13 protein-coding genes and 1 pseudogene are annotated in these 14,092 nt (G+C 61.4%); all 14 read right to left on the reverse strand.

Annotation, left to right across the window (positions count from 1 at the left end):
- Positions 1–42 precede the first annotated feature (42 nt).
- Complete coding sequence (locus ACHMXE_RS16185; protein WP_395350192.1) at positions 43–1,935, reverse strand: TadG family pilus assembly protein; 1,893 nt, start codon at positions 1,933–1,935, stop codon at positions 43–45.
- Positions 1,936–1,945: 10 nt separating this feature from the next.
- Entirely contained in the window at positions 1,946–2,446 is a 501-nt protein-coding gene (locus ACHMXE_RS16190; protein WP_395350193.1) for a TadE/TadG family type IV pilus assembly protein, read from the reverse strand.
- Positions 2,443–2,934, reverse strand: coding sequence for a TadE/TadG family type IV pilus assembly protein (locus tag ACHMXE_RS16195; protein WP_395350194.1), 492 nt, complete (start codon positions 2,932–2,934; stop codon positions 2,443–2,445). Before ACHMXE_RS16195 ends, ACHMXE_RS16190 begins: the two co-directional genes overlap by 4 nt.
- 43 nt (positions 2,935–2,977) lie before the next feature.
- Complete coding sequence (locus tag ACHMXE_RS16200; RefSeq protein WP_395350195.1) at positions 2,978–3,424, reverse strand: DUF3613 domain-containing protein; 447 nt, start codon at positions 3,422–3,424, stop codon at positions 2,978–2,980.
- The gene (locus ACHMXE_RS16205) at positions 3,421–4,374 is read right to left on the reverse strand and encodes a hypothetical protein (RefSeq protein ID WP_395350196.1); all 954 of its coding nucleotides are present in this window, start codon (positions 4,372–4,374) and stop codon (positions 3,421–3,423) included. Before ACHMXE_RS16205 ends, ACHMXE_RS16200 begins: the two co-directional genes overlap by 4 nt.
- Complete coding sequence (locus tag ACHMXE_RS16210) at positions 4,371–5,330, reverse strand: type II secretion system F family protein (protein ID WP_395350197.1); 960 nt, start codon at positions 5,328–5,330, stop codon at positions 4,371–4,373. The genes ACHMXE_RS16205 and ACHMXE_RS16210 overlap by 4 nt, the downstream gene beginning before the upstream one ends.
- Complete coding sequence (locus ACHMXE_RS16215; protein WP_395350198.1) at positions 5,327–6,340, reverse strand: type II secretion system F family protein; 1,014 nt, start codon at positions 6,338–6,340, stop codon at positions 5,327–5,329. The genes ACHMXE_RS16210 and ACHMXE_RS16215 overlap by 4 nt, the downstream gene beginning before the upstream one ends.
- Positions 6,333–7,650 (reverse strand): annotated as a pseudogene (locus ACHMXE_RS16220) (CpaF family protein). Before ACHMXE_RS16220 ends, ACHMXE_RS16215 begins: the two are co-directional and overlap by 8 nt.
- Before the next feature lie 7 nt (positions 7,651–7,657).
- Positions 7,658–8,953 (reverse strand): CpaE family protein, encoded by a 1,296-nt coding sequence (locus ACHMXE_RS16225; protein ID WP_395350200.1) that lies wholly within the window; start codon positions 8,951–8,953, stop codon positions 7,658–7,660.
- 35 nt (positions 8,954–8,988) lie between these two features.
- Positions 8,989–10,209 (reverse strand): type II and III secretion system protein family protein, encoded by a 1,221-nt coding sequence (locus tag ACHMXE_RS16230; protein ID WP_395352697.1) that lies wholly within the window; start codon positions 10,207–10,209, stop codon positions 8,989–8,991.
- A 190-nt stretch (positions 10,210–10,399) separates the two neighbouring features.
- Positions 10,400–11,287 (reverse strand): Flp pilus assembly protein CpaB, encoded by an 888-nt coding sequence (gene cpaB / locus ACHMXE_RS16235; RefSeq protein ID WP_395350201.1) that lies wholly within the window; start codon positions 11,285–11,287, stop codon positions 10,400–10,402.
- 176 nt (positions 11,288–11,463) lie between these two features.
- Entirely contained in the window at positions 11,464–11,976 is a 513-nt protein-coding gene (locus ACHMXE_RS16240) for a prepilin peptidase (protein WP_395350202.1), read from the reverse strand.
- Positions 11,977–11,988: 12 nt separating this feature from the next.
- Positions 11,989–12,165 (reverse strand): Flp family type IVb pilin, encoded by a 177-nt coding sequence (locus tag ACHMXE_RS16245; RefSeq protein WP_395350203.1) that lies wholly within the window; start codon positions 12,163–12,165, stop codon positions 11,989–11,991.
- 412 nt (positions 12,166–12,577) lie between these two features.
- Positions 12,578–14,038 carry a murein L,D-transpeptidase family protein gene (locus ACHMXE_RS16250; protein ID WP_395350204.1) on the reverse strand — a complete coding sequence of 487 codons (1,461 nt, stop codon included), beginning with the start codon at positions 14,036–14,038 and terminating at the stop codon, positions 12,578–12,580.
- Positions 14,039–14,092: the final 54 nt, after the last annotated feature.

The raw sequence follows: 14,092 nt of genomic DNA on the forward strand, positions 1-14,092 counted from the left end.
GATTGCTATGTAGATCACGAAGTAATCAAATAGGGGAAGAAATTAATGAACCAGCTTCGCTCTGCTCTGACAACTGGCGGAAAGTAGTTGCACATCCGCATATCCCAACTGAAGACCGAGCGCCTTGAATAAAGGTCCAAGCACTGCGCCGTCCAGAAGATCTAGCACCGGAGTGAGGACAATGTTAAGGACACCCAGCAAGCCATTGACGATTGTGATGAGATTATTTACGAGTGCGTTTAGCACATTGGTCACTAGGCCGAGGCCACTCGTGTTGAGTACAACGTCAAGCGCGCCAGATCTAATCGCGCTTCCAATGGCGGCCCCTAGGCTTTGCTCTAGGCCAACGGTTTGTATCAAATTTTGCTGGGATGTCGGAGTGTTGGGGTCGAATCTATAATTTAATGTTGTTCTGGAAATTGATCCGTTGGCTGGAATTGATAAATCTAGCTTTGCCAGCAAATCGACATTGATCGGCGGCGTAAGGATGCTTCCTAATAAATCAATTCGTAGGCTCACGAGCTTGAAACGCTCTTTAGGTAAACTAGCCCATGGACTGGTTGTATTGGAAAAGGCTGTGGGAATATTGCCAAGAAAAACGTGAGCCAATCCCGGAGCGGCATTTATGGCTACATCGTATTTTCCATCCCCTGCAGTGCAGCGAACATCTTCCAAGTTGGCGTCGCCAGATGCGACTTCCGCGTATATTGGGAGATTAATTAATTGTCCCGCGGGAAGGGAGACGCGAAGAAGCAATGGAATATCTAAAAGACTGTTGTTGCCGCCGGCCGCCGTCAAAATTTGAACATTCAGCCCAGCTCGAACCTGGCCTGTATGCGCTTGAGTTTTTGCTGTGCCATCTGAGTAGTAACCTGGAGGACCGATTGCGATGGTTGGTGGCTCGATTACCTTGGCGCGTACTCCCACTTTTGCCAAAGGTGGTAAAGAAATCGTAGTAGCAGCCGCAGCCGCGGATTGGCCATTTGCAACCTGCAGTGCTACCGACAGGAGGTTTAGTACGCTGACGTTTCCGTTTAAAGCGCTCCGCGGATCTGTAGTATCTAGGTCAAGACTGAGTAAACCAGCTTGCTCGGCGGTTTTCAGTAGATTGATGGTCACAGTGTTTAAATCTAGGCCGCCTGTCAGATTTAGCATGCCTCGGAGCAGGCTTGCTACGAGGCTGACGGTTTGGCTGTCGTTTCCTTGCGGCAGAACCTCTATTGCGGCGTTCAAAAGTTGTGCTAGGGTGATATTGCTCTGAGCAAGTTGATCCACTGTCCCCGCGTTGAGATGAAGTGCATCTACCATTCCGAGTAGATTGAGTTTGGCGTTGGCCAGTCCCGTGTAGTCAGCGAGGCTCAGGTTGATGGTTGTGCCGAGCAAAAGACCTAGAAGTTGGTTCAGGGCGCCTTGGTTCAATCTAGCAACGCCACTACCCACTGAGAAGGACGCTTGCGGCTCATCCAGTGCTGCGATAGCTTGGACACAAATCGTGCGATCCCATGGGAAAATTGGTAGCAAGGTAGGTGCCGGCTGATTGATTCGAATTCGAATCGCATTAAGCGGCGCTCCTCCAGTGAGAAAATGATCATCCGTATTCGTAAAACACCCGGCGGCGGTCTCAGAGGCTTGTCCCGTTCTCCAATTTCCACAGTCGGGTGGGTTAATCGAAATTCCTGGAAGATTTTGACCGGCATTGTTGATGGCGACGCCAGCGGCCTGGCTACAACGATTCGTCGCCGTCGTGGTTTGAAGTTTCTGCGCACCTGCCAATGCAGCTAAGTCGGCGGCTTTTTGAAACTCCCGCTTCATAAAGAACAAATATCCGAGCTCCGTTCCGATCAGAGCGATGACGATCAGACTGAGCGCAACGGCCGCGATGACGATCACGGAGCCACGTTGGCGACGCCGGGTTGTGGTGCGTTTCGATCTCATGGAGGGCGTCTTATGAGGCTGGTCGCATAGCTATTGCCTTTCCTACGAGCAGGGAAGGCATCCAGCCGTTGGACCAGGGCACAACGCGTGGAAGAACGGGGCTAGCGCTGTACGGGTAGGTGACCCTGACTAGGATCTGTTCGGCGGACTGCTGTGTGATCTCCGGCGGTTGCCTGGATCCCATCTGTGTACGTAGCCATGCCTTCTTTTGGGCCATGCTTGTTCCTGCCTCGGGAGGGGTGATCAGCGCAGATGCAAGCGCGTCGTAGATGACTTCTTGCACGCGTGAATCGTTTGCTTGGACGCTCTGCCCCAACCGTAGCACTGCCCGTGCGCCATCTTCGGCAGATCTGGAAACCACCTGCTGCGTGTAGAGAACCACCCCGAACGTGACGATGCCGTACATAGCAAAGAACAGCAAGCTGAACACCAACGCGAACTCAACAGCTGCGATGCCACGTTGGCGTCGCATGACGCTTGTTCGCAATTTGTGAGAAAGCCGTCCAGTCATGAAGAGCTCCCATCAAGCAGCATGCTGGCTTGGCCCGCGATCTGACTCGGTAGCACCACGCTGAATAGCGGTGGAAGTACCGACCCCATCCCTCGTGCTATCACTGTGACGACGATCCTGCAGCGCTGATCCCACGAGGCGTTTGATGTGCAGGTGCTGGTATTGCATGGACCCGCTTCGCCGCCAGCCACGCTGCATTGCGCTGTCACTTCCAGCGGCTTCACGGCCGCCGGCATCCAGAGGCTGCGCTGGGTTGCAACCTGAACGGCAGCGACAGCGCGTTCCGGCGAAGTAGGCTTGTAGCGAAGGGCTGCCCGCGCGCCGTCCTCGGCTGCATTCTGCAAGCCCATGCGAAACGTCAAGAGCATTCCGTAGCTCACGATCCCGTAGAGCACCGCGAAGAAGATCAAGAAGACAAACGCAAACTCGATTGCATACACCCCGCGTTGAAGCCGGATGGACGAACCATGATGGCGCTTGCTGGTCATGCCGGGCCTTCAGAAGAATGCGTGCAGTGCCGGGAATACAGGATCACTTCCCGCTGCTTCCGCTCGTTGACTTGACGGAAGAGTTAAATTGTTCGGGAATCGGATAATCGAAGCTCTTTAGATAGCGCTCATAGCTTCTGTTGGCGACGCTACCTGCGATCGGCCGAGGCGTGGTCGACGAAACCTGACCGCTTCGCTGCCACGCGAGCAGATTCGAAGTCGCATCGCCGATCTGAAGCGGGACGTCGTAGAACTCTTCTTCCTCTTCTGCAGTTGCCTGGTCATCTTGTGCTGGCATCATGGCGGCCGCCGCACCGGGTTGCACGGCCTCGGTCGTTGCGGGCGCCTTGTTTGCCGAAGTGCTGTCCTGAACGGTGCTCGTCGACACGGTCTGCGCAGATGCCGCCGTTGCGACGAAGAAGACTGCCGCGACAAGCATGCAGGCGGACAAGGTCGCTATCCGGTTGACGGACTCGTTGTTGTTGCTCATGGTGTGCCTTGTGAGGTCGGGATCAGTGAGGGAGAAGCCTCCGGGGTCGAGGCTTGCGGGTTCAATTGGCTGGCAGTTCGGACGCCGCCCATGCCGGCCCAGCGGGAAGGCTTGAGTGCCAACGGGAAGGTCGAATCCTCGCGGATGACCTGAAGCGATGTGACGTTCGACGTGCTGGCGGCCGCCGCGTCTGCCGCCACGGCAGGACTGCCCGCTGTTCGCATCTGCCGTGCTGCTTCGCGCACAGCGGCGCGCGTTGCTTCGGGCATGCGGTTCGCATCCATCAAGGCGGTTGCCTGATCGCGCTGATTCGAAACTTCGAGGTAGAGCGCTACGTTGGCCTGGGCCTGTTTGCTGTCGGGCTGTAGCTGCAAGGCTTGCATCAGCGGCAGGCGCGCCTCCTCGACCTGACCGGCGCGAAGACTGGCATAGCCCAGGTCGCTCAGGAGCAGCGGATCGGTCGGCGTACGGCGCTGTGCCTGCTTCAGCAACTGCGCCGCCTCCGCATAGTAGCCTCGCGCGCCGGCAATCAGGCCCAGACCCCGATAGCCCGCACTCGCCATCGGTGTAGCCAGCAGGCGCTTGTAGGAAATTTCGGCAAGGTCGGCCTGTCCGGTCTGGCGCAGTGCATCGGCGCGCAGGCGCGTCGAATCGGGCGTGATGCCCCAGCGTTGTTCCAATGCGTCGATGTGAGCGAGCGAAGCAAACCACAAGCCTTGCTGCTGCATCTGGTCGACGACTTTGATGTAGGTGGCTTGGGTGTCGATGTTGGCGCCGGTCTTCGTTTCACTGGCGGCCTCAAAGGCCTGCCGCTGCTGGGCATCTTCGCTCGCGGCGTAGTGGTCCTTGGTTGCGGCGCAGCCGGCCGTCGCGAGTACAAGACCCGCAATGGCAACGTACGCGGCGGCACGCAGGCCCGATGCGTGCGCAGAAGGGACGATGGTTCTCATTTGGCGGTACTCCCCAGTGCGCGGAAGATGGCGATGAAGCCAGGGCCAGCAGTCACGATCACCAGGGCGGGTAGCAGCGTCGTGACCATGACGGCAGTCATCTTCACGGTGATCTTTCCGATGCGCTCTTTCATCTCGGAGCGGCGATGCTCGCGAAGGCGATCGCTGAAGGTCCGCAGCGGTTCCTGGACGGCTCCGCCGTGACGATCGACTTGCACCAGCAATGCCACGAGGCTGCGTAAATTCTCGTTCTTGTGCAATGTGGCGAGACGATGCAGGGAGTGCTCGCGGGTTCGGCCTTGCGAATACTGGCGATTGGCAAGTGTCAATTCATAACCCAATACGCGAAGTACATGTGAGAAATCGGCGGCCATGATCTGGAGGCTCTGGTCCAAGCTCATTCCCACGCCCTGCAGCAACTTCAGCAGATCCACGAAGAGAGGGAGTTCCTTGGCCACGCGTTCGCGGCGATTGGCAGCGATCCGTCCAAGCACCCATTTGGGGCTCATGAAGCCCACGACAAAAAGTGCGGCCAGAACTGGAACGACGAGGTTCTGCTTCTCTCCCGGGTTCCAGAAAACGAAGGCAAGTGCTGGCAATAGCAACGCCAGGAAGATGCGCGTCACCAAGAAGATCAATTGCGTGCGTTGCGACGACAGCCCGCATTGGTCGATGAGATTGCGGTCCTCGTCCGCGACCAGTGCGCGTCCCAGTGGCGATCGCAGCCAATGGAAGGGAAGCTCGACCTCAGATGCATACGGTTGTCCAAGGTCGATCGACGCATCGGTTGAGGTCCCGGGAAGCGCTGTCGTCCCGCGCTCGATGGCCTTGCCGATCGCCTGTCCGCTGCGCGTGCGGCGAAGCTCCGCCGCGACTAGCGTACCGCCGGCGATGAGAAGACCGAGCGCCAGCAGTGCGAGGCTGATGGCGGTCAGTGTTTCGGGCGTCAAGGTCATGTGAGTCTCGCGAGCCTGTACAGCAGCAGTGCACCCGTCAGTTGAAGGCCGACACCGGAGAAGATGAGCACGCGGCCAGTGCCGTCGTGCCACATTCCGAGGAAATAGGCAGGGTTGCTTGCGATGATGGCTGTGCCAACGAGCAACGGAAGCAGGCCAAGGATCCAGGCGGACAGTCTCGTCTCAGAAGAGAGGGCGATAAGTTCGTGCTCCGCCTGCTCGCGATCGCGCATGAAGTTGCTCACTCGCTCGAGAAGCAGGTCCGCCCGACCGCCGTATCGCACCCCCAGTCCGAGAATCGACGACAACAGGAACATTTCTTCGACGCGCGCATCGGTTGCCGTCTGATACAGCGCCTTGTCCAGATCCACGCCAGCACGAACTAGCGCGGCCGAACGTTCCAGATGTCCGCGAAGCGGTTCCTGTGTACTGCCGATCGCAAGCTGAAATGCAGCCTGCGTTGAGTTACCGATGGTGATGAGGCGCACCATGGTGTCGATGTAGCCTGGCAGTTGGCTGACCAGCTTGCGCCGTACTTTCTGCAGCCGCAGCCAGACGGCGAAGGCACCGAGCAGTGCCAGCAATACCAAGACTGAAAACCCTGCGAGCCAGCCGCCAAAAGATCCAGCGATCAGCGACAGCACGACGATGGCGATGATGCCTGCGACCAGTGTCCGGACTTCGATAACCCCCACTAACCAGTCGGGGAGCACCCGTTCGAGCCAGCGTGTGGGGCGGGCCGCGTTCGCGATCGTCGTTTCGGTCTGTAGCCAGGGATCGGAAGTCAACCCGGAAGAGAGATCATCGGTGGGCGCGATGGCTCGCGACGACGGTGCGACGCCGAATGGCGGGGGAACTGCCGCGCTTGCGCCAGCTTGTATCTGCAGATCGAGGTGCCGCCCAACAAGGTTCTGTGCTTGGCGCTTTCTTGCCCATTGCCATAGGAAAAGGCCGGACGCCGCCAGCAGCAAAGCCACCACGGCTACGCCGAGCAGCACGGTCTCACGCACGGTGGTCTCCCTGCTGCGAGCGCGTGAAAGACTGCCGGAAACGAGCGATCTTCGGTGAGTGAGGCGCTATGCCAAGCGACACCCAGCGGTCTTTTCTCCTCTCCGTCGGGCGTGACAAGGGGTTCGTAGCGATACAACTCCTGCATCGCCACCACGTTGTCGTTGACACCTGTAACTTCGCTCAGCGAGATGATGCGGCGCTTGCCATTCGACATGCGGCCAATCTGTACGATGAAATCGATCGCGCTGGCGATCTGCCGACGCAGGCTCACTTCGCTGCCTTGATAGCCCGCGAAACCCGAGAGCATTTCCAGCCGATAAAGGCACTCACGCGGCGAGCTCGCGTGGATCGTGCCCATCGAGCCTTCGTGGCCGGTGTTCATCGCCTGCAGCATCTCGATCACTTCGGCGCCGCGCACTTCGCCCACAATGATGCGGTCGGGCCGCATGCGCAGGCTGTTGCGCAGCAGGTCGCGGATCGACACCACGCCCTGGCCGTCGAAGCCGCCTGGGCGGCTCTCGAGCCGCACCACGTGGCTGGTGCTCAGCGAGAGTTCGGCCGTGTCTTCGATGGTGATCACGCGTTCGCGCGCCGGGATGAAGCTGGCCAGCGCATTGAGCAGCGAAGTCTTGCCCGAGCTGGTGCCGCCGCTCACGAGCACGTTGCAGCGCGCGCGCACCGCGATCTCGAGCAGTTGCGCCATGCCGGCGTCGAAGGTGCCGAGCTTGACCAGGTCGGCCGGCGTGAGCGGCTCCTTGCGGAACTTGCGGATCGAGACCGACAGGCCGTCGATCGCGAGCGGCTCGATGATCACGTTGATGCGGCCGCCATCGGGCAGGCGCGCGTCGACCATCGGATTGGCTTCGTCGAGTCGGCGGCCCAGCGGCGCGAGGATGCGGCGCACGATGCGCATCACGTGCTCGGAGTCGGCGAAGCGCAGGGTCTCGCGCTCCAGGATGCCGTGGCGCGAGACGTAGACGTTCTGGTAGCCGTTGATCAGGATGTCTTCGACCGCGGGGTCGTTGAGCAGGTCTTCCAGCGGGCCGAAGCCCGCGAGTTCCTTCGTGAGCGCATCCGAGATGAGCTGCATCTCGCGGTCGTTGATCGGCACGCGGCGCAGGCGCACGAAGCTGTCGACCTCGAGCTCGACGAACTGCTGGATCGAGGCGCGCGACCAGCGGCCGAACTCCGCGCCCAGCTCCTCGATGCGGCTGAGCAGGTGATCGTGCGTCCAGCTCTTGATGTCCTGGAACTGCTGGGAGGTGATGAACGCCTGGTCGTCGTCGGCGAATTCGATATCGGTGGACATGGGCTGTTCAACCTTGGGTAGGGCTCTTGCGGAAGCCGGTGACTTTCGACATCAGCGCCGTCCAGCGTGGATCCTTCGCCGGTTGCGGGCTGGAGCCAGAGGTGTATTCCTGGTGCAGGCCGCGTGCGAGGCCTGCGATGGCTTGCGAGTACGGGTCGTTGCGCGCGGTGCGCACCAGCATCTCGCCGCGGCTCGAGGCCGCCAGCAGTTGCGTGCTGCGCGCGGGCAGCACGTGGCGCAGCGGCAGTTCGAGCCGCTCCGCGATGTCCTTGGCCGCGAGGCCGACGTGGCTGTCGAACTTGTTGACCACCAGCGACATCTGGTCGGTCTCGATGCCGCGCGTACGCAGTTCCTTGAGCATGTTCGCGGTGGAGACGATGGCGCCGATGCTCTGGTCGCAGACGACCCAGCAGCGCTGCGCTTCCTTCGCGGTCTGCGCCACGAAGTCGATGGTCGAGAAGCCGCCGAGGTCGGCGATCTGGAAATCGAAGAAGTCGCCGAGCCGCTTGATCAGCGCGACCGAGTCGGCATGCGAGATTTCGCGCACTTGCGCGAGACTCGCAGGCAGCGGCAATACAGCCAAGCCACTGCTGTGATGCGCAAGCGCGGTGTGCAGCAGCGTCTGATCTAGACGACGCAGGTTGCGCACCCCATCCACGAAGCTGAAGCCGCTCTGCGTGTCGAGGTACAAAAGGCCATCGCGCGCCGGCAGGCCCAGGTCAAGCAGTGCGACACCATGGCGCGCATTGCGGGCCTGCGGCTGTCCAGAGGCCGGCACTTGAGGCTGAGTCAGTTGGTCGTTGAGCAATAGCGACAGGCTGGTCGCTAGCGTAGTCACGCCGATCCCGGCGCGAGCACCGAGAAGCGCGAGAGTGCATCCACGCGTTCCCGCCTGCATGCTGCTGCGCCGGTCCAGCAGCTTATGCAATGTATGGATCGCATCGGAAGGCGGCGCTGCCATGTCGACGAAGTCGTCCACGCCGGCGCGTAGCGCGGCCAACATCGAAGCGGGCTCTACCGAGATGCCAGTCGCCAACACGGCCAGCGCCGGCCAGTCGCGTTTCAAGCGCTGGTTCAAAGCCGCCGCCGCCTGCGCTTGATCCCCCGAGAAATCGAGGAAGACCGCAGAGGGGCTGAGCAAGGCGATGCGTTCATCGATCGACTTGGCATCGGGCGGTAGAACCACCACTGTGCCTAGCTTGCCGAGTGCGTCTGTCAGCCACGTGATGTGGCTGCCATTGGCCGAAGCGAAGACGTACGTCTCTGCACCGGTCTCGGGAAGGTGATCGCGAGGAGCGTTCATGGCGTCGGCCACAGGTCGTGCGCAGCTGGTTCCACTCAACGGGAGAAGCCCGGTACCGTCGTACCGGAGGCAGGCCCCAGCAGGTGCGCGCGCCACACAGGGCCGTCGCGTTGCTCTGCACCACCAGGCAAATAGGGTGTGAGGTCAGTATCGCGGGCGATGGGCTTCACGAGATGCGGTGTCACGAGGATCACCAGCTCCTTCTCGTTCATCTGGTACTTGTTCTGCTTGAAGAAGGTACCGAGCACCGGGATGTCGCCGAGCAGCGGCACCTTGTCGGCGTTCGAGGTCGTGGTGCGGCTCACCAAACCTCCGATGATGAAGCTCTCGCCGTCTCCGAGCTCTACGGTGGTGTCTGCTCGGCGCGTGGTAATGGCGGGCACTGCCACCCCGCTGATGCTCAGCGAATTGGTGTAGTCGAGATCACTGGCTTCGGGTGCGACCTTGAGCACGATGCGATCGTTGGACAGCACCGTGGGCGTGAGCGTCAGGCCGATGCCGAAGGGCTTGTATTCGATGGTGGTGGTGCCCAAGCCCTGAGGGGCGGGCACCGGCAGTTCGCCGCCAGCAAGGAAACTGGCGCTTTGGCCGGACAGTGCAACGAGCGTGGGTTCGGCGAGTACGCGGGCCATGCCGTTGCCTTCGAGAAAACCGACGTTCAAGCCGATGCCTGCCTTGCCGAAATTGAACAGCAGGCTGAATGCTTGCGACAGGGGATTGTTGTAGTCGCCGCTGATGCTTCCGTCCGAGCCGAAAGTCGCGGATCTCAGCGACCCGGGTGTGAACGATCCGAAGCTGAAGCCGTTCGAGTTGGCACGCGTGCTGAAGATATTTAGGCCGGCCTGCTTGAGTACGCTCCGGTTGAATTCGACAACCTTCACCTCGACTTGAACGGTGTTGCTGCGCACGTTGACAACGGAGCGATCGACCAGTGGGGACTTTTCTGCGCCGGCTGCCATTGCGGTGTCGCGCGCTTCTTGGTGCGCGATCACGCTGTCGAGCGAACCCGTAAGCGTCGAGCTGCGCCGGCGCACCTCGAGCGAGTAGACGGTCGCGGATAACTGGCCCTTTTCCCAAATCATCAGTGTGGTCCGACCCGCAGCCTTGCCAGTGATAAGCAGACGCGCGGCGACGGAATTGGGCGATTGACGGGTGAGCGTCACTCCCGCCACGGCCTCGTCTGCGATGGCCATGCGTTCGATGCCTTTGGGGATAAGGAGTTCTTTTTGGGTGCCGGCATCCATCAGCAACTGCATCGGTGCGCGTGCGGCCAAGGCCTGCGCATCGGCTGCCAAAGACGCGACGGGCCATGCGCCCGTCGCGAGCAGGCCCAACGCTACGAGGATCGGGCGCAGCGCGTGGGCCGGAGCGTTGGGTTTCGCGTAGGGAGGAAGCGTCATGGTGTTTTTTTCCTGCGAGGCATGCATGGCGTGGCGCGATCGGATCTCAGTACCGGATGGTTTCGCTGCGGTCGCCGCGGATGACCTCAACCTGAAGTCCCCCACGGTTGCCGCTGCCGCTGCCTGCGGATGGGGCGCGTTGCGCAACGGCGATAGGCGGGCGCACGGCCCCGGGCTTGCCTCCAGTCACGAAATCGGCTGTTGTCACGCCGGCCTGCGCGCGGTCCAGTCCTTCGAGCGGCGGCCTGCGCGGGTCGCCAGGTTTGGCCGGTGCAGGTTGCAAAGCCGTGGGCAGTTCGGCGAACAGTTTGGGATTGGGTTCCGACATGTCGGCGGGGTTACGCAGGGCCAACACCAGGCGACCACTGCTCTCAGCGAGCGTGAGGCGGTTCACATCGTCCACCGGCACAGCGAGCACGGCCGTTCTTGTGGCTTCGGCGCGTTGCTGTGCCTGTTGATTCCCGCTTTTCTCTGCTTTGGAAGGTAGGCCATCCACCGAGGCATTGCCGAAGGCAAGCACGCGCTTGCGCGACAGCAGCAGGCGTGCTTGGCTCCGATCGATGTCCTTGCCGTCGGACTTAAGCATCAGGAATACATCGACGAAGTCGCCTGGCTGGACCTTGTTGCCCACGCCCATGACTTCATCGGCCTTGACCGCCACGGCGCGCTCGCCCTCCGCGACGCGCAAGGCGAGGCCTGAAACCAACTGGCCTTCGAGAAGCGGTGAGCCCTCCCCCAGATCAATGACCGGAACGCGGCCAGCCAGAGGAGCCGTTTCCCTGAAGGCACCCGTCGGATTGATTGGAAGTTGCTCAATGCGCAGGGCATCGGCCGGAATCGCTTGACCTGCAGGCAGAGGTCTGGCCGCAACGACGATGGGGAATGTCTGCGCCTGTGGCGCCTTCGCGGGCGTGGCGCCAGTGTCTGCCGCCACGGGTGGGGGGCGGTGGCGCTTTGCGGCTGAGGACCCATGCGTACCCTCCCAGTGCGAGAGCTAGAAGCACAAGAATGGCGGCGAGGATTTTGGTGAGATTGATCATGAGCGGTGGCCGAGGGATTTGAGCTGGCAATCAAGGCCTTTTGAGGGGAACCGGTGTCCAAAAAGCGGTATCACCAGAGGTTCTGTCGGCCCCAAGAAATCCATGCCACGCTCGCGAACGCAAGATAGGCCGCATAAGGAATGAATTTGGTTCGTCCCTTTGACGATGTGCCGTCGACCGAGGTGGGCTGATGGAAAAGTAGCGCTGCGAGTCGGGGATAGAGCGCCCAGCGCCGAAGAAGAAGCCAGAGCAATCCATGGGCAGCGGCCAGAAGGCTGCTGATGATCCAAATGGGAAGCAGCGCGGCGAGACCGACCCAAAGCCCCAGGACGGCAGCGAACTTCACGTCGCCAGCTCCCATGTATCCGAAGGCATAGACGAAAAGAAGACAACCAAATCCTGTCGCCGCGCCGAGCAGGCTCGACTGCCAACTGCTTTGGAACGGATTGCTGCCAAGTGCCAGTGCCGCCAGAGCCGACGCGGCTCCGGCAAGCACAAGCCAGTTGGGGACACGACGTTGTCGAAAGTCGTAGACGGCGACGAAGAGTAGCCAAATCAAGCATATCAGCGCCGATTCCGTCATAGGAACTCGTGATTACGCTGCCGTTCCGCCAATTGCGACTAGGATTTCATTGAACTTGGCCTTGATTTGAGTGCCAAGACCGGTGAGTACGGCCACCAAAACTGCGGCGATCAATCCCGCAATAAGTCCGTATTCGATAGCAGTGGCACCTTCTTCGTCGCGAATAAAACGGGCAATAGCGTTGAGCATGATTAACCTTTCAGAAAAAGTCGTTAACAAGGGCTGGCGGTGCGAATGTTATCCGGCGTAACTCTGTGTATCAACAAGGCAAACCCGATGGAAGGGTGTTCCGCTGTGCTAGCCGAAGATGGCTAGCACGATAGCTGCCAGCTCCCACGGACATCGGTTGACCGGTCGGTCAGAGACGCTGAGTAACAGTTCGGAAACGATTTTTCCCTCTGTAGGCGTGCACCGACATCCCATGAAGACGGGAGGGAGTGTTACGGAACAGGGGTGCGCGCGAGGGGCGCGTTACGGGTACAAGCGTGTTACGTGTTACGTGACACGACCCGGAACGGTAAAGATGTAACAGTCCAGAAAGGGTTGGACCGTGCGCAAAAAATCACAAGTTGAGGGGTCTGACCCTGCTTGCGAAGGGGGATCAGCCCAGGATTTCCTCGTGGAACAGCTTCCACTCGCCGGCCTGGCGCAGCCAGTACTGGCGACGCATGCGACCGCTGCGTTCCCCCTCGAACACCTCGCCGAAGGTGGCGACCATGGTGTCCTCGCTGTCGCGCCAATGGAGGTAGGAAACATCCTTTAACTGAATACGCCGGCCCTGGGCGTATTCCATCTCGTCGCGGACAATTGAAATTCCGTCGGCCGATTTTTTCGCCTGGCGCTGAAAATCCGGCAAATAGAATTTCTTCAATTGCGCTTCATTTCCCTGGGTCCGGGCGTCTTTCCAGGCATTGATCGCGCTGGTGAAGGATTGGGCGTCCTTTTCGGCCTGGGGCTGGGAAATCCATTGCAGGCTGCGCGCGGTGACGACCGGCGTGGCGCCGATCTGCACCTTGCGCAGCAACTGGCGCAGGTCGGGGTTGGCCATGACCACGCAGCCGTCGCTGGCCAGCGGCGCGCGCGCGTACTGCTGCGAAGGCGTGCCGTGCAGCCAGATGCCGCCGCCGGTCTTGCCGCGGCGCTGGTCATAGGCGTTGGGGTAGTTGATCGGCAGCGCGCCGGCGCCGTAGAGGTCCTTGAGGGACTTCGGATCGAGGCTGCTGGTGATGAAGTACACGCCCAGCGGGGTGCGCGCATCGCCCTCCACGGACTTGTCGATGCCCGACTTGCCGACCGAGATGTAGTAGTCGGCCACGAGCTTCAGGCCCTTGTCGCCGTTCTCGAGCAGGTACAGGCGCGAGCGCGAGGCGTCGATGGCGATCGCGTAGCGGCTGCGCGTGGACAGCTCGAGGAACTGCGACGGGACGGTGTTCGGCGGCGGCCGTTCGCGCAGCGCCTGCAGGCGGCGGCGCGATTCTTCCTGCAGCTCGGCCATGGCCGGGTTGCCCTTCAGGCGCGCCACGCTGGCGGCGTCCGAAAGGCTGTGCGCGGCGGGCACCTGCGAGGCGAGCAGGTCGCCGTACACCAGCTGCGCGAGCTGGAAATTCGGGTAGTCGCGCACCAGTTCGCGCGCCTTGGCCAATGCGGGCCGCGCCTGGCCGCGGCCGAAGAGTTCGTAGATCGCGATCAGCCGCGCCTCGGCGTTGCTGGCTTCCTGGATCGCGCCCGCGGGCGGTGCCTTGCGCGTGCCGCGGGCTTCGGCCACGGCGGCGGTGCCGGCCGCCGCGGCGGCCGCGGTCGCCACGGCCCCCTTCTTCAGGCGGGCCTGGGCCTTGGCGCCCTTGGCGTCGCGGGCTTCACGTGCCTCCCGGGCTTCGCGCACGCTGCGCGATTCGCGACTGCCGCGCGCTTCCCTGGCGCCGGCTTTTTCCTTCTGCGCCGAGCGGCTGGCGCCGACGGCAGCCTTGCCGGACTTGGCGCCGGCCGTCTTGGCATGCGAGGCCTTGCCCGAATGGCTGGCGGCGCCCGCGGGCAGTGCGAGCACGAGGGCCGATGCGGCCATCAGCGCGGCCAGGAGGCTCCCGCCGCGCCGGAATTCTGGGGTCTGGGGCCGGCC

This window comes from Variovorax sp. UC122_21 (genome assembly GCF_044056785.1).
In the GTDB taxonomy this organism is placed as follows: Bacteria; Pseudomonadota; Gammaproteobacteria; order Burkholderiales; family Burkholderiaceae_C; genus Variovorax.